Source organism: Silvibacterium bohemicum, from assembly GCF_001006305.1.
In the GTDB taxonomy this organism is placed as follows: domain Bacteria; phylum Acidobacteriota; class Terriglobia; order Terriglobales; family Acidobacteriaceae; genus Silvibacterium; species Silvibacterium bohemicum.
Window position 1 is genome coordinate 466,214 of sequence record NZ_LBHJ01000004.1, and the last position, 23,672, is coordinate 489,885.

The following is a 23,672-nucleotide window of genomic DNA, read 5'->3' on the forward strand; positions in this document are numbered from 1 at the left end:
TCAGGCGAATCGAACTGACAATCGCTCTCTCAGTACCAGAGATATCACCATCGCTCTAAACCGGCATGCGTGTTTTTTTACTGCGCGATCGTCCATGATGATTCTAAAATTGCCCGTTTCGCCGTTAGCGAAGACGTCATATCTTTGCTTGGAGCGGTCGCCGACGGAGAAGCATTGTGACACCTGGAACAGGAGCTGCCGTTTCCCATGACCATGGATGAAACGAGCGCATAAGTTAATCCCTTGTTATTCCATGTAGCAATATGGAGATTGTCGATGTCTCTGGCATGAAACCTTAGTCCATCGGAAAGAGAGACCTTCCCCCCACTCGCTTTTGCGAGCTTATCGGAGGCCACTAGCAGGCTGATTCGGTTGTTTCCCACCTTAAATACCAGGAGAGCTGCGCGTTCGCCACCGAAGTTGACGAGCCGTCCGCCCACCAGTTTGTATTTCGCCCGGTCATCGGAGGCGATACCTGCGTTCGGCATTCGAAATGGGAACGAGACTCGTTGAGAAAACCAGGAAGAAACGACTTGAGGAGAGTCGGAACTCACGTCAAGAAAAGCGTCATCTGCAGATTTACTGTGATCTGCCATTGCCGCCTCGACAAATCTCATGGCGCGATCCTGGCGTCGCCAGTAAGAAAAAGACAGCATCCCGCCGACTACGATGCAAAACACCGCAGCAGCCGCAAGCGGCTTCCAATAAGTGGGAGTGGACGGCTTTTTACTGTACGCCTTCGCCGAATCAATGCTGTAAGAATTACTCTCTCTCTTTGAAAAGTCGGCGATCTCTTTTTCGATTCTCTCGCGTAAAGCTGCCGGCACCTGGGTTTGCGGGCGGGAAGCCCTGATTCGCTGCGAAAGAGCCCTCTCCTCTTCCCATATCTCACGACAGTCGGCGCAGGATTCGATATGACTGAGCAGATCTTCGCGCTCTTGGCCTTTGATCTCATCATCGACAAGTAACTGAATCGTATTTTTATAATCTTGATGGTCTTTCATGATCGGGCGGCCTTTCCAGAATCTACGGGCTTACCCCACGTCGGGGCTAACAGGGTACGCAGTTTTGCTCGTGCTCGTCCTAACCGCGACATTACCGTACCTATCGGACAGTCTAAGATACTAGCGATCTGCTGATAGGACAACTCCTCAAGCTCGCGCAGCATGATGACTTCCCTAAACTCGGTAGAAAGCTGCCCAATGGCGATCTGGACCTGCCGCGCATCCTCTTTACCGATGAGAATCTCATGCGAGCTACGGTCATTGGCTGGCAAATAATCAGCTCCGCCCTCCTGGCCATCCACCTCGACGAGGGCGGGATTGGACTTTCGCTTTCGCAGCTGATTCAGCCAAAGATTTCGCATGATAGCAAAAAACCAGCCTTTGATATTGCTGTCATTGCGAAGCCGCTCACGCGCCTGCAAAGCACGCACATATGTCTCCTGCACCAGATCTTCTGCTTCTGTGCGATTTCGCGTCAGCACCAGAGCATAGCCATAAAGCGCGTCCAGATACTCCAGCCCAAAAGCACTGGCCTCGTCGCATTCGGCGATTTCCTGAGACATCATTCTTGCATTCTCTACGGATCGATCATTTTGTACTAGGGCACCGTTTAAGGGACACCTCCGTCAATCTGGATATCTCAATGAACCCCAAGAGGGCGGCTTGACTTGAGATGATTGAGCGAGGATCGACGATGCATTGATAAGTCAAGGGGGATATGAATCCCCGAAGGCTGAACCCGGCTGGCCTGCGGACGCCGATTTTCAATAACTCAATCGATCCGGGCATCGATCGAGGCGTATGGAGTGGCGCTAAGTACGTCTCGCGTTGCAAAGAGGAAATATACCGAAACGGCTACCAACGCCACTCCCGCAGCTGCGAGAGAAGTTGAAATGCCGAAGACAGGAATCAGCTTCCCGAGTGCCAGACTGCCGAGAGGAATTCCCGCACGAAAAGCCAAGCTATAAACGCTCATCACACGGCCGCGTATCGCGTCGGTTGCGATGAGCTGCGCGAGGGACAGCATCAGCGAAGCAGAAGCGATGATCGCTCCTCCGCCTAGGAAGAGCAGAACGCATGAAAGCGGAAGCCACTTCGATTGGGCAAAAACGGCTGTTACGATGCCGAGCCCAATCAGGATCAGCAGCGTCAGATGTCTTTGTCCTTTTGTCTTTTCCATTGCCGCTACAGCAAGCGCCCCACATATCGAACCGGCTCCGGATGAGACCAATAACAGCGTGTATGTCTCAGGCCCCCGATGAAAGATGGTCTGCACAAAGACCGGTAAGAATCCGTTCAAGGAAAAGCCAAAGAGTGTCGTACAAAATGCGAGCACGATCAAAGAACTCATCCCGGCGCGTTGCCGTATGAACTGGATACCCTCCCCCATGCTGGTCATGACTCGCTCCCGGGTTTTTGGTGGAACGAATTTAACTTGGATTAAAAGGAGGGTCGCAATAACCGCGATGTAAGAGACGCCATTGAGAGCGAAACACCAGGTCGCACCAAGCGCAGTGTAAGCCAAGCCTCCAATCGTCGGGCCAATGATTCGCGCGAGATTGAACTGGATGGAATTCATAACGATCGCATTGGACAAGTCAACAGGTTCGACCAATGTGGGCAGGAGTGCCGAATAAGCCGGCCCCCCAAACGATTGTCCTAAGCCCACCACAAAAGAAAGTGTGAGGATGTGCCAGACCTTCACCACGTGGGTCGCGAATAGCAGTGCCAGCAGGAAGGCGCATGCCATCTGTATGTACTGCGAGGTGAGCAACATCTTTCGCCGATCCATGCGATCTGCGAATACTCCGCCAAAGAGCGAAAACATCATGATCGGCAACTGACCTAAAAAAAGATCCAAGCCAAGAAAGAACGGATCTTTCGTGAGGTCGTATACCAACCAGCTCTGCGCAAATTGCTGCACGAAGGTGCCAATGGTGGAAGCACACGCGCCCATCCACATAATGCGGAAATCGCGATAGCGAAAAGCTCTAAAGGTGCGTGCAAAGAACGAAGGGATCAAAGCCACCGTACAAAGCCGTCTCTTTCTATGCGCAACTGTTGAGATCCTCGAGACGTTGCATGAATACGCATCTGACGTGGCAGGCCTGAATCCAGTTGATACGCTTCAGATGAAACTGTTCGTATTCGGTTGCAATTTCTCTCGGGTCAGATCTCTGGGATCTATTGATCATATCGGGCCATCAGGAGCGGCCGGGAACGCGCCGTGGCTGAGGAGTCAATCGAACACTCCCCTGTTTTCTTTCATGCGGGCCGAGGTTTTTCTCAGGCCGATCTAACAAGTTTCTGCCGCTTTACGGCTTCGACAATTCATAGTTCGGAATTTTAGGAGTGAGCTTGCGGACAAAAAATTCCTGAAAGATATTTTGCACCGCGCTGCCCGCAACACCGATAAGTGCATTTTCGAAGGTCAGGGCCGCACCGTCGCGATTGCTCGCCGGATAGTAGAGGTTCGAAACGCCGCCCGCTGCAAGGCCGCCGATGATGCCAGAATAATTCACCTGCCACCGGCCATTGTCGCCCTTACACATGACCGACATGGAGATGGCATAGAGCACCCGTGATCGAGTAGATCCGGTGCCTTTGTAAAAATATCGAGGATCCTGCTTCAGGAGGGCCGGAAATATGGCCCCGCCCATCATCGTACTGATGAAGCTGTCAGCGTAAACGGCGCCAAACCGTTTTGCATAGCCCGGTGCGCCTTGCCCGTATCCGCTGAAACTGCCGGCGGCCTGTTCGATTCCCGCGAAGGCTCCAGCTACCACGAAAGTAACCGGGTCGATAGATGACTTCCAGGCCAGATCGAATTTTTGCTTTGTGCTAAGAGGAGCGGGATGGGGCGCATAAGTAACAAAATAGTTTGGGATAACGCCAAAGACCCGCTGCTTTTCCTCTTGTTTGAACTGCGCCAGTGCTATCTCCTGCTGCGAGGCCGTTACCCGCACCTGGCTCACAGCTGTGTCGACCAGCAATACCACCGGCTGTACATCATAACTTTGGCCAAGGTTCAGGGAACCGGAAATTACCTGAGTGGCAAACCCTTTGGACGAGATGGTGAGCTCGAATGGGCCAGGAGGAAGACCGGTGAAAACGAAGCTTCCGTAGCTGTCGGTTGTCGCCTCCCGCGGAGACTGGCCAAGTGAAACTGTGTCCGCGAGCTGTACCCGGACACCCTCGTAAACCGTTCCTTCTCGATCAACTACGGTGCCGTGAACGCTGCCTGAAAACTGGCTAGGTGCTTGTTGCGCAGGAGCTTGCCGGGCTTCGGGTGCACTTGAAAAAGATGCGTCCGATGCCATATCTAGCCCAGATGCCGATTGCTGCTGCGGCCATGCGCAGGTCGCCGGCCAGCAGATCGCCAATGACATGAGGATCGGAATCCCCCTGTGAAATCGGAGGCGAGGACCGTTCAACTTGCGAACCAGATTTGCTTCAATTGCGATCAGCTCCACCCTCGGTCCCTTCAAGCATTTCACAAGTGATGCCTGCAGAGAGAGTCTCCAACAGTACATGAAATGGTGCTGTCACAAGACCTGAACCCACTTGTTTGCAGAGATCTATCAGTTGAGAGGTCGGCGGGATCAGCCTTCCAGCACAACAGCCACCGATAGGTTAGACGGAGGTTGCAGACAGAAGATGAGTGGATGATTTCTTCGCCGTAGTCAAAATTGGCCTGTCCAAAGGTAGGTTGCGACCGATCATTCCTCCTCCGCCAGCTAGGTTCTGGCCAGGCTGAGCATAGTTGAGGAAGCTCAACTTGGTTCCCTAAAAATACTTAAAAGGGATTTTGTCGCGAAATTCGATGCATATTCCGTTAGGATAGGGGGCGAGACAACCGTGTGCAAGAAATGACGTAAATGGTTGTGACTAATGGGAGGCGTATGGAAACCACACAGGTACTGGCAGCAATTGATGAGGAGATATCCCGTTTGACCCAGGCTCGCGCCTTACTGGCGGGCACCAATGGTCATGGGACGGCGAAGGGCACAACATCGGGCGGCCTCAAAACATCGGGAGTCAAGAGAATACTCAGCCCGGAAGCGCGCAAGCGAATCGCCGACGCTCAGCGGAGAAGATGGGCCGCGCAAAAAAAAGCTACCAAATAGCTTTTTTGATGGCTCGGGCAGATGGCTTCGGGTTGTGTGCAAAAAGAGTGCCTGACGCACGAGTTTTGTTTCTCTAGCCTGGGTGCAGTCCGAAATGCCATCCAAGCAACGGAGTTTCCCCGCTCCGCTCGTCTCAACAATCTGGGAATGGCGCGCGACTCCCTCAGCGCCGTTCCTAAAGTGATGTGGGCATCGGCCATCCTCAGGCCCTGCATCATCACCCTGTTCAGATCCCACTAAACGTATTGCCGGGAACGAAACGCAATCTCATCCTTATCGATATCTTTTCGGTCTCGGTCGGAGCATGGAAGCGCTCCAACGCCAGACCCTACCAGCGAGATAACCAATAACAGCGAAATTACAGGACAACTTCTAGGTATCCAGCTCGGCCGGCAAGTTAGGCCACGCAGAACCACACGTTAGCGTCTCTCGAAGCCGAAGCTCTCTTCGGGCTTACGCTGTGGGCAGAAGACGCCAGAGCTGGCGGTACATCGGACTCGGTATGGCGCTAGCCCTGATGCTTCTGACTGCAGCTGTGGTGATCGGCTGCGGCGGATCAGGAATTCAACTCCGCGGAACATACTCGATCGCAGTGAACGGAACATCGGGGAACAACTCCCTGACCGCGACCTATAGCTTGACGGTCAAAAAAAACTACGGGCGCGAAACCAGTGATTGAAGATGCTGGCACCGCGCCCTTTTCTCGTTCAAACGATCAACAAGACGGAGAAATATGTCTGCCCTGGAGCCGCACAGGCTCCCGAGCAGCCGCCTCTTTCTTAGTGAGTGGCCATGTTGTGCGCACGCAGATAGGTGGCTAGCTCCGCAGGCAGATTGGTCTGAATGCCGTCCGCTCCGGCGTCGATGGCTTTCTGCCAGGTTTCGGCGTTATCCGCATCGCCCAGCCTGTCGACGTAGATTTTCGCATTCGCCTGCTTGGCACAATCGATGACCGCATCTTTGAAATCGTTGGCGTCGAAGGCCAGAACCTGGGGCTGCATGCCACGCACGAGAAATTTGCAGATATCCGGGCTGAGAGCCTCGGGCATGACCTTCAGCGCCGGGTTGATCTTATGCACATCGTAAAGGAAGAAGGGATTTCCGTAGATCACGACATGGTCCTGCATGTCATGGCTCACGATGGTGTCGACCAGCTGCTGGGGATCGGCATATTTCGTGTCGACATAGACGTTGATCTTTCCGTGGGCAAGATCGAAGGCCTCGTCAAGCGTCGGCACCTTGGTCCCTGCGAAAGCGGGCGAAAACTTGGCTCCCGCATCGAGTGCCCGGATCTCGTCGAAGGTGTGCTTATAGACTTCGCCGGTGCCGTTGGTGGTCCGGTCCAGGGTGCTGTCGTGCATGATGACGAACTTATGGTCCGAGGTGGTCCGGACGTCCAGCTCGAAGTAGTCGGCCCCGGCATCGATCGCAGCCTGAAATGCGGGCATGGTGTTTTCAGGATGGTGCAGGTGCTCGCCGCGGTGCGAGATGACCTTGATCTTCTTTCCGTCTTCCGACGGTGTCCAGGCGGTCTGCGCAAAAGAGACGCCGGTTGCGAGCGTGGAACAGAGGAGGAGCGGCAGGATTGAGTTACGCATTTTGTCCTTTTGTAGGTTGGAATACTGCGGTTCAGAAGCGAAAACGGCCGACAAGGAGCAACATGCGCGGATCCTCTGCGCCTGTGACGTGACCGAAGGTTGCCAGATTGGTCAGAGAGGTTCCCAGTCCGTCAAATTGCGGATGATTGAAGGCGTTATGCGCATCGGCGCGGAAGGTGAAGCTGACGCGTTCCCGGATCGGGATGTCCCGCATCAGGCTGAGGTCCCATACATTTTGTCCGGGGCCGTAGAGCGAGGCGCGCGGGGCATTGCCGAGCGTGTCTTGAGGAGTGATCGCAAAGGCTGCCGTGTTGAACCAGTTTTCGATGGTGCGCGATCCGCGCGCGATGTCGGGATTGCCCAGCTTGGTGGCGTACTGAGCTCCGGAGAAGAGGCCCAGCGTATTTCCCTGCGAGACGTTGTAAGGATAGCCTTTCTGGAATTGGGCTACGGTGCTGACCTTCCAGTGCGCAATGGCCTGCGAGAGCACCGGGGTGTGCGCAACGAACCTGCCGCCTGAGCCCACGGGAAGCTCATAGACCGCGGAGAGCGAGAAACGCTGGGGGATATCGGTCATGGCCGTTCCCCACTCCGCACGCAGGTTGTAGACATTCTGGACTCCAATGGCGTTGGAATACCTCGGAGCATCGACATCGTCCAGGCCGTGAGCCCAGGTATAAGCGGCGCGCACCGAGATGCCGTTGGTCCAGCGATGGGTCAGGGTTGCCAGCAGGGCCGCGTAGGCCGATGCGCCGCCGTTGACCAGTGAAGTTACGGTAAGGAACTGAGGATAGGGGCGAAGGCTCTGCGCATTGGCCACTCCGTTGCAGCAGCCCGGGGATGGAGCAATCTGGTTGACGGGCAGCTCGATCGGCTGATGCACGCCGTGATTGCCTTCATAGTCGACCTCGGCAATCCAGTCATGGCCAAAATCCTGCTGGACGCCAAGCTGCCACTCCTGCAGGTAGGGAAGGATCGCCGTCCGCGGCAGCTCCGTGGGGCTGAAGGTCGGCTTGGTGAGGCTGGTGGGAATCAGTGGCTGGCCATTGGGGCCGACATTGGGAGAATATGCAGGAACTCCCTGCGAAAGCTCATAAGCAGGGGTAACGGTGTTGGAGCTTTGGAAGGTTGCGTTGACCGTTGAGGTCGATGTAAAGCCTGCCGTGCCGAAGCCTATGCTTGGTAGTTCATAAATACCGTAGCCGCCACGCACAACGGTATTGCGAAAGGCGTGGTAGTTGAAGCCTATGCGCGGCAGAATTCCGGTATAGACATTGGGGATCAGGCTGTGAGGCGCCCCGTTAAAGCCGGCGAAGAGGATTCCGCCTTGCTTCTTCGTGGCGGGATCGATGACGGACGGGTCAAAGGTATACATATTGTTGTGCTCTTCGGAGTAGGGGCCGTCGAACTCCCAGCGAATTCCCATGTTGAGGGTGAGCTTTTCGGTAATTCGATAATCGTCCTGGGCGTAGCCCGCGAAGTAGTTCAGGTTTTCGTGGAAGACGGTATTTGTCGTGCTAATCGAAGTGGTTGCGGGCAGGCCCAGCAGGAGATCGGCGAGGCCGATTCCGGATTGTGCGCCTTCCGTGGTGAAGGTTCCGGTAAAGGTGTATTTACCGCTAAGAACGCCTGGAACGTAGTAGCTGTAGCCGTAGCGCATGAATTCACCGCCCAGAGAGAGGTTGTGGCGGCCAAACTGCAGCGCAAGCGCATCATTCAGGATGTAATGACCATCGCGGGTTCTTTCAAAAGAGCCTGCGCCGAAACTGGCATATTCGGTTGTCGAGACAGAAGGAAACTGCGTGAGCGGAACTCCCTTGAGTCCAATGGAGCTTGAGTTCACAGGAATCGGGGAGCTGAAGTTTTCTTCCGAGACGTAGCCGAAGCGCGCCTCATTGGAAATCCGGGGGGAAAAGATATGGCTCCACGAGGTCTCATAGTGGTCGTCAACCCATCCGCCCAGTGCCGAGGGGTTGGCGGCGTTTGGAATTTCAACGGTGGGCTGGTTCGTCGGACCATCGCGAGAGAATTTCGCCCAGATGTGGTCGTAGTCGGAGTAGTTATAGTCGACGCGATCGGTGTTATAGAGATAGCTGCTGTCCGCAGTCGGATTGATGCAATAGTTATCGTTATTGAAGCTGCAGTTCGCCTGCGGGAAAAAGGAGGCGATATTCGCGCCTACGGGATCGATCCGCGACTTGGGAATGACGTTGCCGGGAAATTGTGTCCGGACAACTTTTCCACCGACAATGGCAGTCGTCAGGGGGTCATAGATCGCACTTGTTGGACCACCCAGAGGTGAGGTGCCGGAAAAGTCTCCGCTTAACTCTGCCGCCGTCGGAACGACTGAGTTGAAAGGCGAAGTTGCATGGCTCAGGGTGTCTTCCCAGTCCGTAAAGAAATAGAGACGGCGTGCGCGGCCGTCAAGAACTTTGGGGATCCAGACCGGGCCGCCGACCGATCCGCCGAAATAATGGAATGACGATGGGTTGACGACCGTGTGGGGAGCGGTGAAATAGTTCAGCGCGACAAGATCCTGCGAGCTGTAGGACTCGAACGCGCTGCCGTGGAAGCGGTTGGTGCCCGATTTGGTGGTGGTGAGCACGGCGCCGCCGCCGCTCTGTCCGTACTGCGCCGAAAAGGGCGAAGTGAGCACCTGCAGCTCTTCGGTGGAGTCCGGAGTAGGAACAAAGCCGTAGGTTCCGTCGACGCCCATATTGCTGGGCAGGCCGTCAATGATAAGCGGGTTCGAGTCCGATCTTCCGCCGCCCAGCGTGAGGTCGTTCACGTTGGAGTAGTCCGCAGTGGCGCTGCCTGCGCCCGCGAAGGTCTTGGTGATAAGGAACTCATTCGCACCGTGAGTATTCGTAACCTCGGGCAGATCGATCAGCTCCTGAGTACTGAGCTCACCGCCCACCTGCGGATTGGTGTCGTTCAGAGCGCTTCCCGCATCGGTAACCGTAACGACCTCGGCCGTTGCTCCCACCTTCAGCATCTCGTCGACGACCAGGTCCTGGTTCAAAACGAGGTCGAGCGGGTCGGTAACGTACTGGACGAAACCTTCCTTCTCGAAACGGACTGTATAGCCGCCGGGCTTCAGGAAGGAGATGCGATAGCTGCCGCTCTTGTTGGTGACGGTTTTGTATTCCGTGGAGGTGGTGGTCTCATGCACCGTGATGACTACGCCCGGCACGACGGCGCCGCTGGGATCTTTCACCACGCCGTTCATCGATCCATAGAAGGTCTGGGCGTGAAGAAGAGCAGCGGGAAAAGCCAAAAAAAGAAGCAAGGCCCATCCGCAGATGGCCTGAAGGACAGAGCGGCCAAGACGTCCGCCCGTTCGGCGAATATTTCCGGAGGGCACACTGGCAGTCACTGAAGGGGCGAGCGAGACGCAATTCATATGAACCTCAGAATTTCGAAGGTGTGTTTGTAGCGGAGTTAGACCGGGAAGCAATCTGACCGCGACTGAGCCACCGACAGGCATCAGGCCCGCTGCGATTCAATTGCGATGTGTGAAACATAACCGACGGATGTTAATAAGGGACAAATTTAGATCGGTTAATGATAAAAAATTACATATCGAGAGCTGAAAAACAGTGACATGGTGCCCTATAGGAGAAGAGAGCTCTTCTTTGCCGCTTATTCCAACAAGCAGCGTAAGATACTGGAGTTGCGGCTGAAATCTGCACTTGAGAACGGGCCAAATGAGTGAGATTACTGAGCGTTCCCGATTAGATTCCATTGTTCAGATGTTAAAAGTGAACACTTCTGCATCGATCGGTGAGATCGCAGAGGCATTTCACGTCTCGCAGATGACCATCCGGCGCGATCTGCAAAAGCTGGTGGAGGCCGGGCAGGTTATCCGAATTCCTGGCGGCGCGCGGATCGAGCATTGGCGAGGCGCGGAACGAAGCTTCTTCGAACGCTTGCAGAAGATGTCTCACGCCAAGCGCAGTATCGGCGCTGCAGCATCGGCGCTCGTCCACGATGGTGAGTCGGTGGTCCTCGATTCGGGAACCACCACTCTTTATGTAGCCCGGGAGCTGCGGGCGCGGCGCAACGTCGTCGTCTTTACTTTCTCGCTGGCCGTCCTTGAGGAGCTGTCTTCAGCGGAAGACATTCGTGTCGAACTTACCGGTGGAGTCTATCGATCGAGCAGCCACGACCTCATCGGACACGCCGTCGGACGGAGCCTGACCTCGATCTACGCAGACACAGTGATCTTCGGTGCGGCCTCCATCTCTTTCACCCGCGGCGTTATGGTTCACGATCCTGACGCGCAGCGCGAACTGCTCCAGGCGGGAAAGCGAAAGGTTCTGGTGGTGGACAGCAGCAAGGTCGGGACCGAGGCGACCTACCGCCTCTGCGGAGTCGAAGATTGCGATCTCGTTCTGACCGACAACGGCATTTCCGCCGAGGATCTCGCCCGGCTCAAACGAATTGCGCAGGTGCAGGTCGCCGAGTGAGCTTCTATTAACGTTGTGTGTACAGCAATTCGATAACCTGATGGGAGATTGCCATCTTCTGTCGAAAGCTAATCGGAATTGCGTCACTTCGAAGACCAGGTTGCCAGTGTCGTTGCGGCACACGACTTCTTTGCACCGGAGAAGCCGATCTGGGTAGCGCGAGCTCCCGGCCGCCTGGATGTGATGGGCGGCAACGTCGACTACACCGGCGGCATGGTCCTGCAGGGCCTGCTCAACGAGGCCGTCTGGATCGCAGCCCAGCCTCGATCGGACGATGTCATCCGCATCCTCAATCCTGGCGCCGCCCGGTTTGGCTGGGCGTCCTCAATCGACCTTCTGACCGAGGATTGCGACGACCTCGATAGCTTTCGTCTCCGTTACAACAAAGACGGGCATTCCCGCTGGGCCGGCTATGTGGCCGGCGCGCTCCACTTTTTGCGAAGCCGCTACAGATGCGGAACTCAAGGCGGGATCGATCTCTTCATCTCATCGGACCTGCCGCCCAATAAAGGCGTAAGCTCCTCGGCCGCGCTCGAAGTAGCAGCGCTTAAAGCAGCATCGGCGGCATGGGGTCAACCCATGGACGGAGTCGCTTTGGCGACGGCTGGGCAGTGGGTGGAAAACGTGGTCGTCGGTGCCGCGTGCGGCATCATGGACCAAGCAGCGATCGTGCTGGGGCAGGAAAACCATCTTCTTCCTCTACTCTGTCAACCGTGCCAGCACTTCCCTCCCGTGAGGCTGCCGGCCGGACTTCGCATCTGGGGCATCGACTCCATGGCTCCCCGCTCTACAAGCGGCTTTGCCTACGAAGCAGCGCGCGCCGCTGCCTTCGTCGGATATAAGCTCCTTTGCGACCTCGATGGCATTAAAGTGACGCCGGACCCAGAGTCGGAAATACCGCGGTGGACCGACTCCCGGTGGCAAGGCCATCTGTCGAATCTTGCACCTTCCGAATTTCGGGCTAGGTATGAGCGCCGGCTGCCCGAGTCGATGACCGGACGCGAGTTTCTGGCCAAGGGTGGCGAACACGTCGATCCCTTTACGCGCATTCATCCGGAAACGGAATATCCCGTCCGCGCCGCGGTTCGATATGCAACGGAGGAGAATCTTCGCGTGCAGATGGTAAGCGCGCTTCTGAGTGCGGAACCGTCGGAGGCGACGGCCCGGCTGATCGGCGAGATCCTTTGCCAGTCGCATGCCGCCTATGCCGAATGCGGCCTGGGCTCCGACGCCTGCGATGAGCTGGTGTCCCGTGCGCTCAAGGCCGGCTTTTTCGGCGCAAAGATGACTGGAGGCGGGAGTGGCGGCGTGGTGGCCATCCTCGGCCGAACCGGCGACCGGGAGTCCATCCGCCGGATCGCTGAGGAATACGCGGCGGAGCGAGGTACGATGCCTCACATTTTTTCAGGAAGCTCCGAAGGAGTCGACGCATTTGGAGTTCGCAGCCTGCAGCTTTCTCCTCTTGCAGGAATGCGATAGTGCGCTGGCCCCGGGACAACCGCGCGGCTGCGCCGATTCTGCTGCTAATAGCGGCGAACCTCCTGTGGGCGGGACAGGGCGTCGCGGTCAAACTCCTGGTAACCGGTCTTTCACCGCTCGCTACCGCGCTCCTCCCCCTTTATGTCGCCACTGTTCTCGGCCTGGGTCTTCTATCTATCCGTGGAGCGGTAGCGCAACAGTTCCAGGCCGCCTGGCGGCTTCGGCGGGGCTTTTTCCTCGCCGGCATCGGCGGCCAGCTTGTCGCGCAGGTAGGCATGACGCTTGGGGTGAGCTGGTCTACTGCCTCGAACGGAGCCATACTCAGCCTGCTGATTCCGATCTTCGGCGCCGTCATCGCCGTTTGGCTGCTGCGGGAACGCCTCTCGCTACTGCGGGTCGGCGCTTTAGTGCTGGGACTGGCGGGAGTTCTCTTGCTTTCTCCGTTGCGGCGCGCGACCGGCGCAGGAATGCAACCTCATGAATTTGCCGGAAACCTTCTGATCGTTACAGGCTGTCTCGGATCGGCGTTTTATAACGTTTATTCGAAACGCCTTCTGAACCAATTTTCGGCGCCGCAGATTCTATTCTTCAGCTATTTATCCACCACGGTCTTCAGCCTGCCGATTCTAGTGGCTCTTGATCGACATTGCCTCGGCAGCCTGGCACATCTGACCTTGACGCAATGGTCCGCTTTCGGATATCTCGCGGTCTTCTTTTACGGACTGTCGATGATACTTTTTCTCAAAGCGCTGGGGTCCGTGGACGTGGTAATCGCGTCTGCTTCCCTCTACTTAACGCCGCTCTTCGGCATAGCGCTGGCATTCAGCATTCTTGGAGAGCGGCTTGCGCCTCGGGCGCTGGCTGGATCGGCGATCGTTCTCCTCGCCACAGCCGTGCTGTTCCGGTTCGACTGCGCGTTGTAACGCCGGCCCGCTATTTCCGGCTGCCATTTCCAGGGATTGCCGATGCTGTGGTTTGGTAAAAAAATCTATAGCATCAGAGCCCATTATCAACAGCCGCGATTGTTAATTTTTAACAGACCAGCGCCCGTCCGGCGTGAAAAAGATTATCCTTCTCCTTTGAACCGCTTTGCATTGGTCTATGCGTAGAGCCTATCGATGCCAGCGAGAGGAGCAGGCCAAGATCGCCTTGAGGAATGTGAATTATTTTCGCCGTAAACAGAATGACTTTGTAATCTCGACCGATCCGGCATGCCTTGACGTCGATACGGTTTTCGGGTTTCTGGAGCAGGCAAAGTGGTGGGCGGAGCTGACCCGGGAGACTCTCGAGCGCGCGCTTCGTCATTCTCTCTGTTTTTCACTGAAAGAAGGCGAAAGCCAGATCGGTTTCGCCAGGGTAATCACCGACTACGTCACGTATGCCTACCTCTGCGACGTTTACATCCTGGAAATGTACAGAAGGCAGGGCCTGGGATCGTGGTTGATCCGTTCCGTCCTTGAGCATCCGGACTTGAAACATTTGAAGAGGGTGGCCCTCATCACGCACGACGCTCAGACCTTCTATCTGCGTCTGGATTTTCGCTTCGCGTCACCCTGTGACAGATATATGGAGCGTCTTCAATAGGCCGGGCAGCGATCCGCTGCCTCATTTCTCCACGTGCCGATCAATTATCAATGAAGTAATCCGCTCGCGTGTGGGACAAGCGCCAGGGCGGAGGATCGATGCAAGAATCGATCCTCCGCCCTGTTTTTCGCGGCCTAAGCCTCTCGATAAGGCTTGCTGTAGTGAGTCGACCACTCGACGAGGCTTTGATTCATGAAGCGCCATGTGCCGCGCCTGGTGTCCACTTCCATCAGCATGTAGGCGTTGGGATCATAGCGAGTCGCTGCCATTACATAATGCTGCGGACCGTAGGTGTGCGCGAAGTCGATCCACTTATGCATGTGGCCCGAGACGACCAGCTGAATATTGTCCTGGTACTTGCGCAGAAGCGGTTGCACGCCGTAGTCGCCGAATTCCGTGGGCTTGTCCTGAATCAACGGATAGTGGATGAACACGAAAGTCGGCTTGCGCTGCGCCAGCTGCGCCTCGAACCACTGCAGCTGCTCCTCACCAAGGGAGCCGATGCCCGGATTGAAATCGGTCGATGCCTTGTCCTGCGTGCTGCCTAGAAAGTTATTCAGGTGGATGAACTTGTATCCCTTGTAATCGAGGACGGAATAGGGCTCGGCGTTGAACTTGGCCTTGAAGAGCCGGTGACTCATCTCCCGCGGAACGCGATGAACATCGTAGTCATGATTGCCGAAGCCCAGATGCACGGGCATCTTGAATCCATCGGAGATGACCTTAGCGTTATCCAGGCGCGTGGTGTTCTTGAAGTAAAAGTCGTAGTCGGTCGACGGGTAGTTATGGAAATAGTCGCCTATCAGGAAGACCTGTTCGATGGCAGGACTCAGCGAGTTGATGAGGTCCCGCGCCGCGGTCATACGCGGCGTGGTGACCAGGATGCTCTCGTTATCTTCGACGCCGTTCTCACTGCCTTTGACGTAGAAGTTGTCGATGATGTGGGTATCCGCAACGAGGGCGAAGTAAAACTTCTCCGAGGAGGCCGTCGTCCGCACCTGCTCCGCCCAGAGCTTCTGGACAAGCACGCTGCCGAGCGATGCGGCGCCGAGGGTGGTGAATTGCCTGCGATCCATCTGTGACGACCTCCGGAGAGTTGCAGTTAGAAAACGATCTTGCCGGCGAACTGCAGAACACGAGCCGGGAAGGTAGATGCCGCGGCGACGACACCGAAGCTGCTGGAACCAACCGTGCTTTGCGGGAAAGCGTAGTTGGTCACGTTAAGCACATTGAAGGCTTCGGCGCGGAAGTCAAAGTTGACATGCTCGGGCGTGATTGCGAAGTTCTTATGCAGTCCGATATCGAGTTGGTAGAAGGGATCGAAACGAACCGAGTTACGACCCACGTTGCCGTACGGCTGATTCGGTCCAGGAAGGCTATAAACCGCCGAATTCAAAGCAAGGATGTCTTGATTACCGTTGATTTTGACGCGCTTGCTCTTGGGAATGACAGGATTGCCGAATACCTGGTTCGGACGCTGCACCAGAAGCGGACTCGTCTGCTGGAAGCTGTTCGGCGAGTAGCTGACGTTGACCGGCAAGCCACTGCTGAGGCTGTTGATGGCAGTCAGCTGCCAGCCTCCAAGGGCTTCCTGCGCCCAAAGAGGAGCAGCGGTACCCCAGGTCCGGCCTTTGCCGTAAGGCAGGTCGTAGACACCCGAAAGAATGTCGTTCAGCGGCTGGTTGTAAGCGGAAGGACCGATATCCCCCTTCGGATTGGCGAGGTTGATACGGGAGTTGTCGTTGTCCGGCGTATCGAGGTGACCTGCAGCGTTGTCGATTGCGTTAGACCAGGTGAAGGAGTTGAGCAGGTAGAGACCATGGCCGGTACGGTGCTCGACCTTGGCCTGCAGGGCGTTGTAGTGCAGGAGGCCGGCGGGAAGCGTCTCTTCAATGGTGGTGAAGGTCTGAATCGGACGGCGTTGCGCAAGGGACAGGCAGCCAGTGTTTACCTGCGCGTTGCAGGTAGCGGTCACCGGATTGGCGATGGACTGATTGAGATCGGCCAGGGTTTCAAGCTTTACGCCGTGCGATCCGACGTAGGCCAAATCGAAAGTAGTCGAAGGTCCGAGCTGCTGCTCGACCGTGAGGTGATAAGCCTGAACATAACCAGTCGGCAGGTTCTTCGGGATATACCGAGCCTGGGTGGTCAAATTGCTGGCCGCGGTGACATTCGACGGGCTGGTGAAGCCTCCGGGATATCCCTGGGCCGTCGTGCGGAAGCAAGGAGTCTGATCCGCCGGACTGTAAGGTGCAGCGGCTTGAGTGGCGGTGCACTCCGCAAGAGCAGCTTGCTTGCCGAGCACGCCGGGGTTGGCAAACTGTGGGCCCTGCACGATGTTCGTATTGACGATGGCGGGCAGGTTATAGACAAGAAGATTCTCGCCGCCTTCCCGGTTGAACTGTGCGTAGCTGAGGCCGTAACCGGCGCGGATCACCGTTCTGGGAGTCGCAGAGTAGGCGAAGCCAATGCGCGGTGCGAAGTCCAGCTTCGGCATGTTGACCAGGGCGCGATCATAGATGGAGCCGGACTTGGCCTGGATGAGAGATTGTGTCGTCGGGTCGTAGTTGGAGAGCAGGTTGTTCGACTCCCACTGCGGAGTGACCAACTCGTAGCGAAGGCCGGCATTCACGGTAAGACGCGAATTCACCCGAACGTCATCCTGGAGGTACATGAAGTTCATGCGCTGATTCAGGTGGACGTGGACGAAGTTATTGAGCTGGAAGGTATCGCGCGCGCCAAAGAGAAAATCGGCGAGAGCAACGGCTTCCTTGGTGCCGCTATCAGATCCACTCAGAACGCTGGAGGAAGCTCCGGTGAAGCTGTAGCCGCCGTTGTAGGTGTCCTGTCCATAAACCGGATTGAAGTCATCGATGGTAGTGAAGATGGATTGATACTCATAACCGACTTTGTACGTGCTCCGGCCAACGATCCGGGTGTAGTTCGCCTTGGGATTGAAGATGTAAGGATCCTGAAACTGCGGATTGCTGCCCTGATTGCCGAATTGAGAGTAGTTGTTAACGCTCTGAACGTTGAGACTGCGAACTACGGCGGGATCGGTGGGCAGACCCGGAATGCCGGCCATCAGGCTGGCCATGTTTTGACCGTAGGGGAACTTGCCACCATCGGTACGGGTGAAAGCGAAGCGCGCATCGAGAATGGAGTTCTGATTGAAGGTGTGGGTGACGCCACCGGCAATCTGCTGGTTGAAGATGTTCACGTTGCCGTTGCTGTTGCCGCCTGCGGGTCCCTGAATATTCGGTGGGGCGGCAATTTTGCCCTGATGCTCGCTATAGCGAATGAACGCTGTCGTCTTTGCGCTGAAGGTCTGGTCCACGCGGATATCGCCCTTATCGTCATTGATGGTGTCGGGCGGGAGCGAAGCATAGTTATTGGCGAAAGGATCGCCGGGAACATTGGGTGCGGGAAGGGCCGCAAGCACACCCTTAGCAAACGACGAGACGGAAGGGTCGTTGAAAGGGATGACGCCGTTCGGATACTTCTGCCCTGTAAGCGGGTTGAGCAACGGAACGGCTGCGCCGCTTTCGGTGCTTTTCCCCGAGAGAAACGTGAAGCCGCCATTCGTCTTGGCCAGGGCACTGATGCCGCTCTGATCGGCCGTCGGTACGGTCGCCTGGTTGATAGCGTGGACCAACTGACGAGTTCCTTCGTAGTCGCCGAAGAAGAAGGTGCGATCCTTCCAGATGGGTCCGCCGAAGGTTCCGCCAAACTGGTTACGGATCAGAATCGGCTTTAGCGGCTTGCCGGTGAGTGGGTCGTTCGGCGGGGTGAAGGGCCCTTCTGCGTTGAAGACCGTGTTACGGATGTAGTCGTAGGCTTTGCCGTGGAACTGGTTTGAGCCGCTGCGAATGCTGACGTTGATTACAGCGCCGGCAGAGCGTCCATATTCCGCGCTGTAGTTGTCGGTTTCGACGCGGAACTCGTTGATGGCATCCGGCGAGGGTGGAATTGCCTGGTTCGAGAATCCCTGATTCGAGGTGCCGTACGCGTTGTTGTCGATACCGTCGAGAAGGAAGTTGTTGAACTCACTGCGCTGGCCGTTGACGTTAAAGCTGGCATCGCGGCTGGAGTCGGTGGTGTTCTCGAGAACGTTACGGCGAACGCCGGGGACAAGCGCCGCCAGATCGGCATAGGCGCGGCCGTTCAGCGGAAGGTTTTCGACCTCGCGGGTGCCGATGACCTGGCCACGTTCGCTTGAATCCGTTTCCAGCAGATCCGCGGCGGAATTTACAGTTACCGTTACATTTGCCGATCCGATCTTCAACATTACGTCGACGCGCTGCTTGGCATTGACTGTCACGACGAACGACTCAGTCGAGCTGGTGTCGAAGCCACCTGCGCTCGCTGTAACCTTATATTCACCTACTTTGACATCGGGAAATTCGTACGCGCCCTGAGCGTTGCTCTTGACCGTAACGGACAGCTTTGTTTCCTGGCTGATTAGGGACACCGTTGCGTCAGAGACAACAGCGCCGGACGTGTCACGCACATAGCCCAGCACGGAGGCAGTTTCAAATTGTGCAAAAAGGGGTGCGGCACTAAGGAATAGCAGGCAGACCATCGCTGCCGTAAGAACAAAACGTTTCACAATTCGCTCCAGGTTTCTTTCTCTGTGTTGGTTCAAGAGTGATCGGGGCCTCGTAGAGATAACCGTTCAGCAGCCGGCCAGCGGGTCATGCCCTGGGGGACAGATGGAATGATCATGACCGGTGGTCTAAAAGGAAAAAAAGGGTGATCTACGGTGCTCTTCCGCCTCACACTGTGTGTGTACCCCCCTTTACCCCCCTATTTTTTGGGGAGATTCAGCGATGCGGGGTTGTTCTGTTTACAGGAATTTCATCCACGCCCGCTATATTGAAACTCATGGAGAGCGATCGAGAACGGTCGCACGGAGATCGGCCACGCGAGCCTTTTGGCAGGGCTAACGGCATCGCAGATCCGCCAGCTCGCATGTCGAGTCACGCCGTGCTACTCGAGGAAGACATTGCAGAGGTCGAGGCCAATAGGCTTCTCGCCAAGCCGGAGTGGCAGCTTGCGTGCCGCGTGGCGGCGAGCAAAGGCCTCAACAAGTCCGAGCTGCTGCCCAAGTTTCTGCTGTACGTTTGCGAGCAGTACCTGCTGGATCGAGCGCATGAGGTCACGGAACAACGTATCGGCATTCAGGTCTTCAATCGTTCCGAAGGCTACAATCCTGGCGAAGACAATATCGTAAGAAGTTACGCGCGCCTGCTGCGCAAGCGTCTCGATCAATACTTCGAAGGCGAGGGACGCGACGAATCGCTACGGATTGCGATACCGCGTGGCGGCTATCTCCCCGTCTTTGAGAACAATTTCGAATTCCCAGAACCAGAGACGGAAAGTTCCGATTTCCAGCCTCCTGTGCACTTCGCGAGCCGCGAAACTCATCCCCCGGATGCTGCCGCCACTCCGAAGGACTTACAGGAGACCGCAACCCCTCGGCCTAAATGGAATCCAGTGTGGGTTGCAGCGCTTCTAGGGCTATCCGCAGGCATACTTCTGACCGCGCTGGCATGGATCTTGGTGAGGTCGGGCGCCCCATCAAGCGCTGCGCAAAGCCCCGAGCATGCGATCTGGTCCCAGGTATTTCAACCCAATCGCAATACGTTGATCGTAGCCAGCGATAGCGGCCTGGGCATCATCGAAAACCTCACCGATCATCTGGTAAGCGTGGAAGAGTATGCGAACCAGTCCTATCTTTCGGAGCTGAAGGCTCCCCCGGGAATCGATCCGCGCAATTTCAATGATCTCCGCCGCCAGCGTTATACCAGCGTCGTTTCTCTCGACATTACTTCCCGGCTGACCCGTCTTCCAGAGTTCATCGCCAATCGAGCGCAGATCCGTTACGCACGATCGATTACGGCGGAAGACATAAAGAATGCGAACGTGATCCTCATCGGATCCAAGCACACCAATCCCTGGGTTGCGCTTTTCGAGAAGAGGCTCAATTTCAATCTCGAGTACGCGCCGGAAGTGGATCAGTCCTATGTGCAGAACGAACATCCAAACGGCGCGGAGCAGCATTTCTATAGAAATGGCACCGACCCGGAATCGAACCGCACATATGGTTCGATTGCATTTTTGCCCGGGCTGGATGGCGCCGGACATGTCCTGATCATTCAGGGACTCAATATGGCGGCAACCCAGGCCGCCGCCGATGCGCTCTTCGATTCCAAGCTGATGAATCCAATCCTGCAGCAGGCGACTTCGCCGAATGGAACGATCAAGCCATTCGAGCTGCTGATAGAAACCAGCAGCATCGGGGCGACAGCTCCCGGCGCGCAGGTCATCGCCACTCGCGTCTACTCCCAGTAGCGCTTCGCAGAAACCTTCCCGATGCGAGCCTGAACTTCCAGTTCGAACTAGAGCGTTGACCCGATTCGGTCCACGCTCCAGTTCGGGTGAACAACACTCGTTCACATCTACTCCGGAAGCTTCTGTTCTCCATCGATCGTGAACTGAGCACTGGTGGTCGCAGCTTGTGTCTGAGGCTGTCCGTCGCCGATAACCAACTCATACGCACCCGGCTCAATCAGGCGATCGCCCGCCTCGTTCACAAAACTCAGGTCGCGAGGCTGCAGAATCAGCTTGACATGCTCAGTTGCCCCTTTAGCTACGTGTACGCGCTGGAAGCCTCGCAGCGCACGGAGAGGATTGCCGGGTGTTTGCGGCGGGATGAGATATGCTTCGACGACCTCATCGCCGTCGCGATAAATTTGACAACGGCTGGACCGCTGGCCAAGGGTTTCCCACCCGGGCCCCGTCTTTGTTACCGCATCTCTTTTCGCCTGAAGCAGCTCGCGGAGTGATCGTTGACGATCCCGGTCGCCTGCATCCAGGCGTAGACGATCACCGGCCCGACGAATTTGAAGCCGCGCTTCTTGAGCGACTTGGACATCTCTTCGGACAGTGGCGTTTTAACCGGAACGTCGCCCTTGTTCAGGATCGGCTTGCCACCCGCCATCTTCCATACGAACTCAGAAAAGTCTTCCCCAGCGGACTGCATCTCCAGGTAGGCGCGCGCTCCGCCAATCGTCGCTTCGATCTTGGCGCGAGAGCGGATGATGCCGGCATTCGTCAGCAGCCGAGCAACATCGCTCTCCTTGAAGCGCGAGACCCGCTCCGGATCGAAATCCTTGAATGCCTCACGAAAAGCATCGCGCTTGCGCAGAACGGTGAGCCACGAGAGGCCCGCCTGGAAACCATCCAGCATTAGCTTCTCCCAGAGGCCCCGGCTGTCGTATTCCGGCACTCCCCACTCCTCGTCGTGATAGGCGCGCAGGAGAGGATCGCTCTCGGACCAGGCACAGCGGCGGACGGTACCTTTGGACGTGGACGCGGCGCTCATATCCCTCCTGGGAGAAAAGAAAGTTCGTGGTTCAACATACCGTGCCAGTGTACGCACGCCGCGATCTGAGAAAAAGGGTAGCGGAGCTTTGGTATTCTGGTGGTCAAGAAAAGCTTTTCTGGCAGCAGACCGAGCGTTCTCGCGAGCGCCCCTCAACCGGAATTCCGAGCGATTGCATGAAATCCTTACTTCTCTCCGAATACAACCACTTCGATATCGTTGACGTGCCCGTTCCTGCTGCAGGAGCGGACGAATTGCTGGTGAAGGTGGAAGCCTGCGGCATCTGCGGAAGCGATGTGCATGGCTACGATGGCTCGTCGGGACGACGCATTCCTCCGATCGTCATGGGACACGAGGCCGCCGGGACTGTCATCTCTGTCGGAGCCGAGGTGAAAGATTTCTCTATCGGCGACCGGGTCACCTTCGACTCCACCGTTTATTGCGGCCGCTGCGAGTTCTGCGCCCGGGGACAAGTCAATCTCTGCAATAACCGCCAGGTAATCGGCGTATCCTGCACCGATTACCGCCGTGCAGGCGCATTCGCAGAATTCATCACCATCCCGCAGCGTATCGCCTATCGGCTGCCGGATACGATTCCATTCGTCGAAGCCGCGATGCTGGAGGCGGTTTCGGTCGCGATGCATGCGGTGAAGCTGACTCCAGTGACTGACGGGGAATCCGCACTGGTGATCGGAGCTGGCATGATTGGCCTGCTCACGTTGCAAGCCGCGAAGGCCGCAGGCTATTCGCGAGTCATCATCACCGATGTCGACGCTACCCGGCTGGATATGGCTCGCCGCGTGGGCGCGACCGAGGTCATTCATGCATCCGGCTCCGAGCTGTTTGCCGAAATCATGCGGCTCACCGACGGCAATGGTGTCGATATGGTTCTCGAGGCCGTAGGCAGGAACGAAACCATATCGGCAGCGATCGATTGCGTTCGCAAAGGCGGTACGGTCACTCTGATCGGCAACATCACGCCCGAAGTCACGCTTCCTTTGCAGAAGGTGGTCAGCCGGCAGATCCGGCTGCAGGGCTCCTGCGCGTCGTCGGGCGAATATCCGGAGGCCATCGAACTGATGGCGAGTGGAAAGATTCAGGTCAAGCCTTTGATTACCGCAGTCGCATCTCTGGAAGACGGTCCACGCTGGTTCGATCGGCTCCATGCACGCGAGCCGAACCTGATGAAGATTGTGCTGACGCCACACCATGAATAATTCTCTCTTCGATCTCAGTGGACAGGTGGCCATCGTCACCGGAACCAGCCGCGGGCTGGGCCAATACTTTGCCATGGCCTTGGCCAAGGCTGGCGCGGATCTGGTGCTCACCAGCCGCGATCGCGCGTCTCTGGCTTCCTTCGAAAAGGAGGTCCATGCGCTAGGGCGGCGAGCCGTTTCTCTCGAACTCGATGTAAAGAATCAGGAGAGCATCGAGCGCATGGCCGCGGAGGCCGAGGCGGCCTTCGGGCAAATCCACATCCTGGTGAATAACGCCGGCTGCAATGTGCGCAAGCCCGCGCTCGATGTCACGTGGGACGACTGGAACCACGTCGTTGATACCAATCTTCGCGGAAGCTTCTTTGTCGCGCAGGCCGTGGCGCGTCGCATGATCGCCAAAGGCTACGGGCGCATCGTGAATATCGGGTCCGTGACCAGCGTCTTCGGCTACGCGGGCCTTGCCCCTTACGGCGCCAGCCGGGGCGGCATTCGCCAGCTCACCATGAGCCTCGCCGACGATTGGGGAAAGCATGGCGTCACCGTGAATTGCCTGGCCCCCGGATGGTTCCGCACCGAGCAGAACAAGGTGCTCTACGAAGATCAGGAGTGGGTCGACTACCTCATCGACCGCATACCGGTGAAGCGCCCCGGACAGCCGCATGATCTGGACGGCGCGGTTGTCTTTCTCGCTTCCGAAGCCAGTCGCTACGTCACCGGCCAGACTCTGCTCGTCGATGGCGGTATCTCCACTGGAGCCATGCGGGCTACGGTGAATCGACCTTTATCGTCCGGAAATAAAGCTTAAAA

19 protein-coding genes are annotated in these 23,672 nt (G+C 56.7%); 9 read left to right on the top strand and 10 right to left on the bottom strand.

The window, feature by feature from the left end; translation table 11 throughout:
• Positions 1 to 77 precede the first annotated feature (77 nt).
• From XX99_RS12615 to XX99_RS12630, 4 genes are all read right to left on the bottom strand, one after another.
• A complete protein-coding gene (locus XX99_RS12615; RefSeq protein WP_050059743.1) occupies positions 78 to 1,004 on the bottom strand; it encodes an anti-sigma factor in 927 nt (308 codons plus the stop codon).
• The gene (locus tag XX99_RS12620) at positions 1,001 to 1,567 is read right to left on the bottom strand and encodes a sigma-70 family RNA polymerase sigma factor (RefSeq protein ID WP_156185994.1); all 567 of its coding nucleotides are present in this window, start codon (positions 1,565 to 1,567) and stop codon (positions 1,001 to 1,003) included. Before XX99_RS12620 ends, XX99_RS12615 begins: the two co-directional genes overlap by 4 nt.
• 209 nt (positions 1,568 to 1,776) lie before the next feature.
• A complete protein-coding gene (locus tag XX99_RS12625) occupies positions 1,777 to 3,033 on the bottom strand; it encodes an MFS transporter (RefSeq protein ID WP_231581312.1) in 1,257 nt (418 codons plus the stop codon).
• A 286-nt stretch (positions 3,034 to 3,319) separates the two neighbouring features.
• Positions 3,320 to 4,477, bottom strand: a complete 1,158-nt coding sequence (locus XX99_RS12630; protein WP_050059745.1) for a carboxypeptidase-like regulatory domain-containing protein — start codon at positions 4,475 to 4,477, stop codon at positions 3,320 to 3,322.
• A gap of 429 nt (positions 4,478 to 4,906) precedes the next feature.
• Between XX99_RS12630 and XX99_RS12635 the strand changes: the two genes are divergently transcribed.
• Together XX99_RS12635 and XX99_RS27255 are read left to right on the top strand one after the other, a co-directional pair.
• Positions 4,907 to 5,131: a hypothetical protein gene (locus XX99_RS12635; RefSeq protein ID WP_050059746.1), complete on the top strand. Its 225-nt coding sequence runs from the start codon at positions 4,907 to 4,909 to the stop codon at positions 5,129 to 5,131.
• Between the two features lie 517 nt (positions 5,132 to 5,648).
• Positions 5,649 to 5,810, top strand: a complete 162-nt coding sequence (locus XX99_RS27255; RefSeq protein ID WP_156185963.1) for a hypothetical protein — start codon at positions 5,649 to 5,651, stop codon at positions 5,808 to 5,810.
• A gap of 100 nt (positions 5,811 to 5,910) precedes the next feature.
• On the opposite strand, the gene XX99_RS12640 is transcribed toward XX99_RS27255, so the two are convergent.
• Both XX99_RS12640 and XX99_RS12645 read right to left on the bottom strand, forming a co-directional pair.
• Entirely contained in the window at positions 5,911 to 6,729 is an 819-nt protein-coding gene (locus XX99_RS12640) for a glycerophosphodiester phosphodiesterase (protein WP_050059747.1), read from the bottom strand.
• A 31-nt stretch (positions 6,730 to 6,760) separates the two neighbouring features.
• Complete coding sequence (locus XX99_RS12645; protein ID WP_231581313.1) at positions 6,761 to 10,018, bottom strand: TonB-dependent receptor; 3,258 nt, start codon at positions 10,016 to 10,018, stop codon at positions 6,761 to 6,763.
• 418 nt (positions 10,019 to 10,436) lie between these two features.
• On the opposite strand from XX99_RS12645, the gene XX99_RS12650 reads away from it, so the two are divergent.
• The 4 genes from XX99_RS12650 to XX99_RS12665 all read left to right on the top strand — a co-directional run bounded on the left by XX99_RS12650 (position 10,437) and on the right by XX99_RS12665 (position 14,261).
• A complete protein-coding gene (locus XX99_RS12650) occupies positions 10,437 to 11,198 on the top strand; it encodes a DeoR/GlpR family DNA-binding transcription regulator (protein ID WP_050059748.1) in 762 nt (253 codons plus the stop codon).
• A gap of 78 nt (positions 11,199 to 11,276) precedes the next feature.
• Positions 11,277 to 12,677 carry a galactokinase gene (locus tag XX99_RS12655; RefSeq protein ID WP_050059749.1) on the top strand — a complete coding sequence of 467 codons (1,401 nt, stop codon included), beginning with the start codon at positions 11,277 to 11,279 and terminating at the stop codon, positions 12,675 to 12,677.
• A complete protein-coding gene (locus XX99_RS12660) occupies positions 12,677 to 13,600 on the top strand; it encodes a DMT family transporter (RefSeq protein ID WP_050059750.1) in 924 nt (307 codons plus the stop codon). The genes XX99_RS12655 and XX99_RS12660 overlap by 1 nt, the downstream gene beginning before the upstream one ends.
• Before the next feature lie 235 nt (positions 13,601 to 13,835).
• Positions 13,836 to 14,261, top strand: coding sequence for a GNAT family N-acetyltransferase (locus XX99_RS12665; RefSeq protein ID WP_231581315.1), 426 nt, complete (start codon positions 13,836 to 13,838; stop codon positions 14,259 to 14,261).
• A gap of 134 nt (positions 14,262 to 14,395) precedes the next feature.
• On the opposite strand, the gene XX99_RS12670 is transcribed toward XX99_RS12665, so the two are convergent.
• Together XX99_RS12670 and XX99_RS12675 are read right to left on the bottom strand one after the other, a co-directional pair.
• A complete protein-coding gene (locus XX99_RS12670; protein ID WP_050059751.1) occupies positions 14,396 to 15,337 on the bottom strand; it encodes a metallophosphoesterase family protein in 942 nt (313 codons plus the stop codon).
• A gap of 26 nt (positions 15,338 to 15,363) precedes the next feature.
• Positions 15,364 to 18,870, bottom strand: coding sequence for a TonB-dependent receptor (locus XX99_RS12675; RefSeq protein WP_231581317.1), 3,507 nt, complete (start codon positions 18,868 to 18,870; stop codon positions 15,364 to 15,366).
• 362 nt (positions 18,871 to 19,232) lie between these two features.
• Between XX99_RS12675 and XX99_RS12680 the strand changes: the two genes are divergently transcribed.
• On the top strand, positions 19,233 to 20,615 hold the full coding sequence (locus tag XX99_RS12680; RefSeq protein ID WP_231581318.1) for a hypothetical protein: 1,383 nt from the start codon (positions 19,233 to 19,235) through the stop codon (positions 20,613 to 20,615).
• Between the two features lie 107 nt (positions 20,616 to 20,722).
• On the opposite strand, the gene XX99_RS28085 is transcribed toward XX99_RS12680, so the two are convergent.
• Together XX99_RS28085 and XX99_RS12685 are read right to left on the bottom strand one after the other, a co-directional pair.
• Positions 20,723 to 21,166, bottom strand: coding sequence for a fibronectin type III-like domain-contianing protein (locus XX99_RS28085; RefSeq protein ID WP_082125526.1), 444 nt, complete (start codon positions 21,164 to 21,166; stop codon positions 20,723 to 20,725).
• Positions 21,070 to 21,648 carry a DNA-3-methyladenine glycosylase I gene (locus XX99_RS12685; protein ID WP_050059754.1) on the bottom strand — a complete coding sequence of 193 codons (579 nt, stop codon included), beginning with the start codon at positions 21,646 to 21,648 and terminating at the stop codon, positions 21,070 to 21,072. The genes XX99_RS28085 and XX99_RS12685 overlap by 97 nt, the downstream gene beginning before the upstream one ends.
• Before the next feature lie 176 nt (positions 21,649 to 21,824).
• On the opposite strand from XX99_RS12685, the gene XX99_RS12690 reads away from it, so the two are divergent.
• Together XX99_RS12690 and XX99_RS12695 are read left to right on the top strand one after the other, a co-directional pair.
• Positions 21,825 to 22,865, top strand: a complete 1,041-nt coding sequence (locus XX99_RS12690) for a galactitol-1-phosphate 5-dehydrogenase (RefSeq protein ID WP_050060115.1) — start codon at positions 21,825 to 21,827, stop codon at positions 22,863 to 22,865.
• Positions 22,858 to 23,670: an SDR family NAD(P)-dependent oxidoreductase gene (locus XX99_RS12695; RefSeq protein ID WP_050059755.1), complete on the top strand. Its 813-nt coding sequence runs from the start codon at positions 22,858 to 22,860 to the stop codon at positions 23,668 to 23,670. Before XX99_RS12690 ends, XX99_RS12695 begins: the two co-directional genes overlap by 8 nt.
• Positions 23,671 to 23,672 lie beyond the last annotated feature (2 nt).

What these genes read in the sequence shown, in the direction of transcription:
- XX99_RS12615 (WP_050059743.1), bottom strand. Translation starts at nt 1,004, where the DNA reads ATGAAAGACCATCAAGATTATAAAAATACGATTCAGTTACTTGTCGAT.
- XX99_RS12620 (WP_156185994.1), bottom strand. Translation starts at nt 1,567, where the DNA reads ATGTCTCAGGAAATCGCCGAATGCGACGAGGCCAGTGCTTTTGGGCTG.
- XX99_RS12635 (WP_050059746.1), top strand. Translation starts at nt 4,907, where the DNA reads ATGGAAACCACACAGGTACTGGCAGCAATTGATGAGGAGATATCCCGT.
- XX99_RS27255 (WP_156185963.1), top strand. Translation starts at nt 5,649, where the DNA reads ATGCTTCTGACTGCAGCTGTGGTGATCGGCTGCGGCGGATCAGGAATT.
- XX99_RS12640 (WP_050059747.1), bottom strand. Translation starts at nt 6,729, where the DNA reads ATGCGTAACTCAATCCTGCCGCTCCTCCTCTGTTCCACGCTCGCAACC.
- XX99_RS12650 (WP_050059748.1), top strand. Translation starts at nt 10,437, where the DNA reads ATGAGTGAGATTACTGAGCGTTCCCGATTAGATTCCATTGTTCAGATG.
- XX99_RS12670 (WP_050059751.1), bottom strand. Translation starts at nt 15,337, where the DNA reads ATGGATCGCAGGCAATTCACCACCCTCGGCGCCGCATCGCTCGGCAGC.
- XX99_RS12680 (WP_231581318.1), top strand. Translation starts at nt 19,233, where the DNA reads ATGTCGAGTCACGCCGTGCTACTCGAGGAAGACATTGCAGAGGTCGAG.
- XX99_RS12685 (WP_050059754.1), bottom strand. Translation starts at nt 21,648, where the DNA reads ATGAGCGCCGCGTCCACGTCCAAAGGTACCGTCCGCCGCTGTGCCTGG.
- XX99_RS12690 (WP_050060115.1), top strand. Translation starts at nt 21,825, where the DNA reads ATGAAATCCTTACTTCTCTCCGAATACAACCACTTCGATATCGTTGAC.
- XX99_RS12695 (WP_050059755.1), top strand. Translation starts at nt 22,858, where the DNA reads ATGAATAATTCTCTCTTCGATCTCAGTGGACAGGTGGCCATCGTCACC.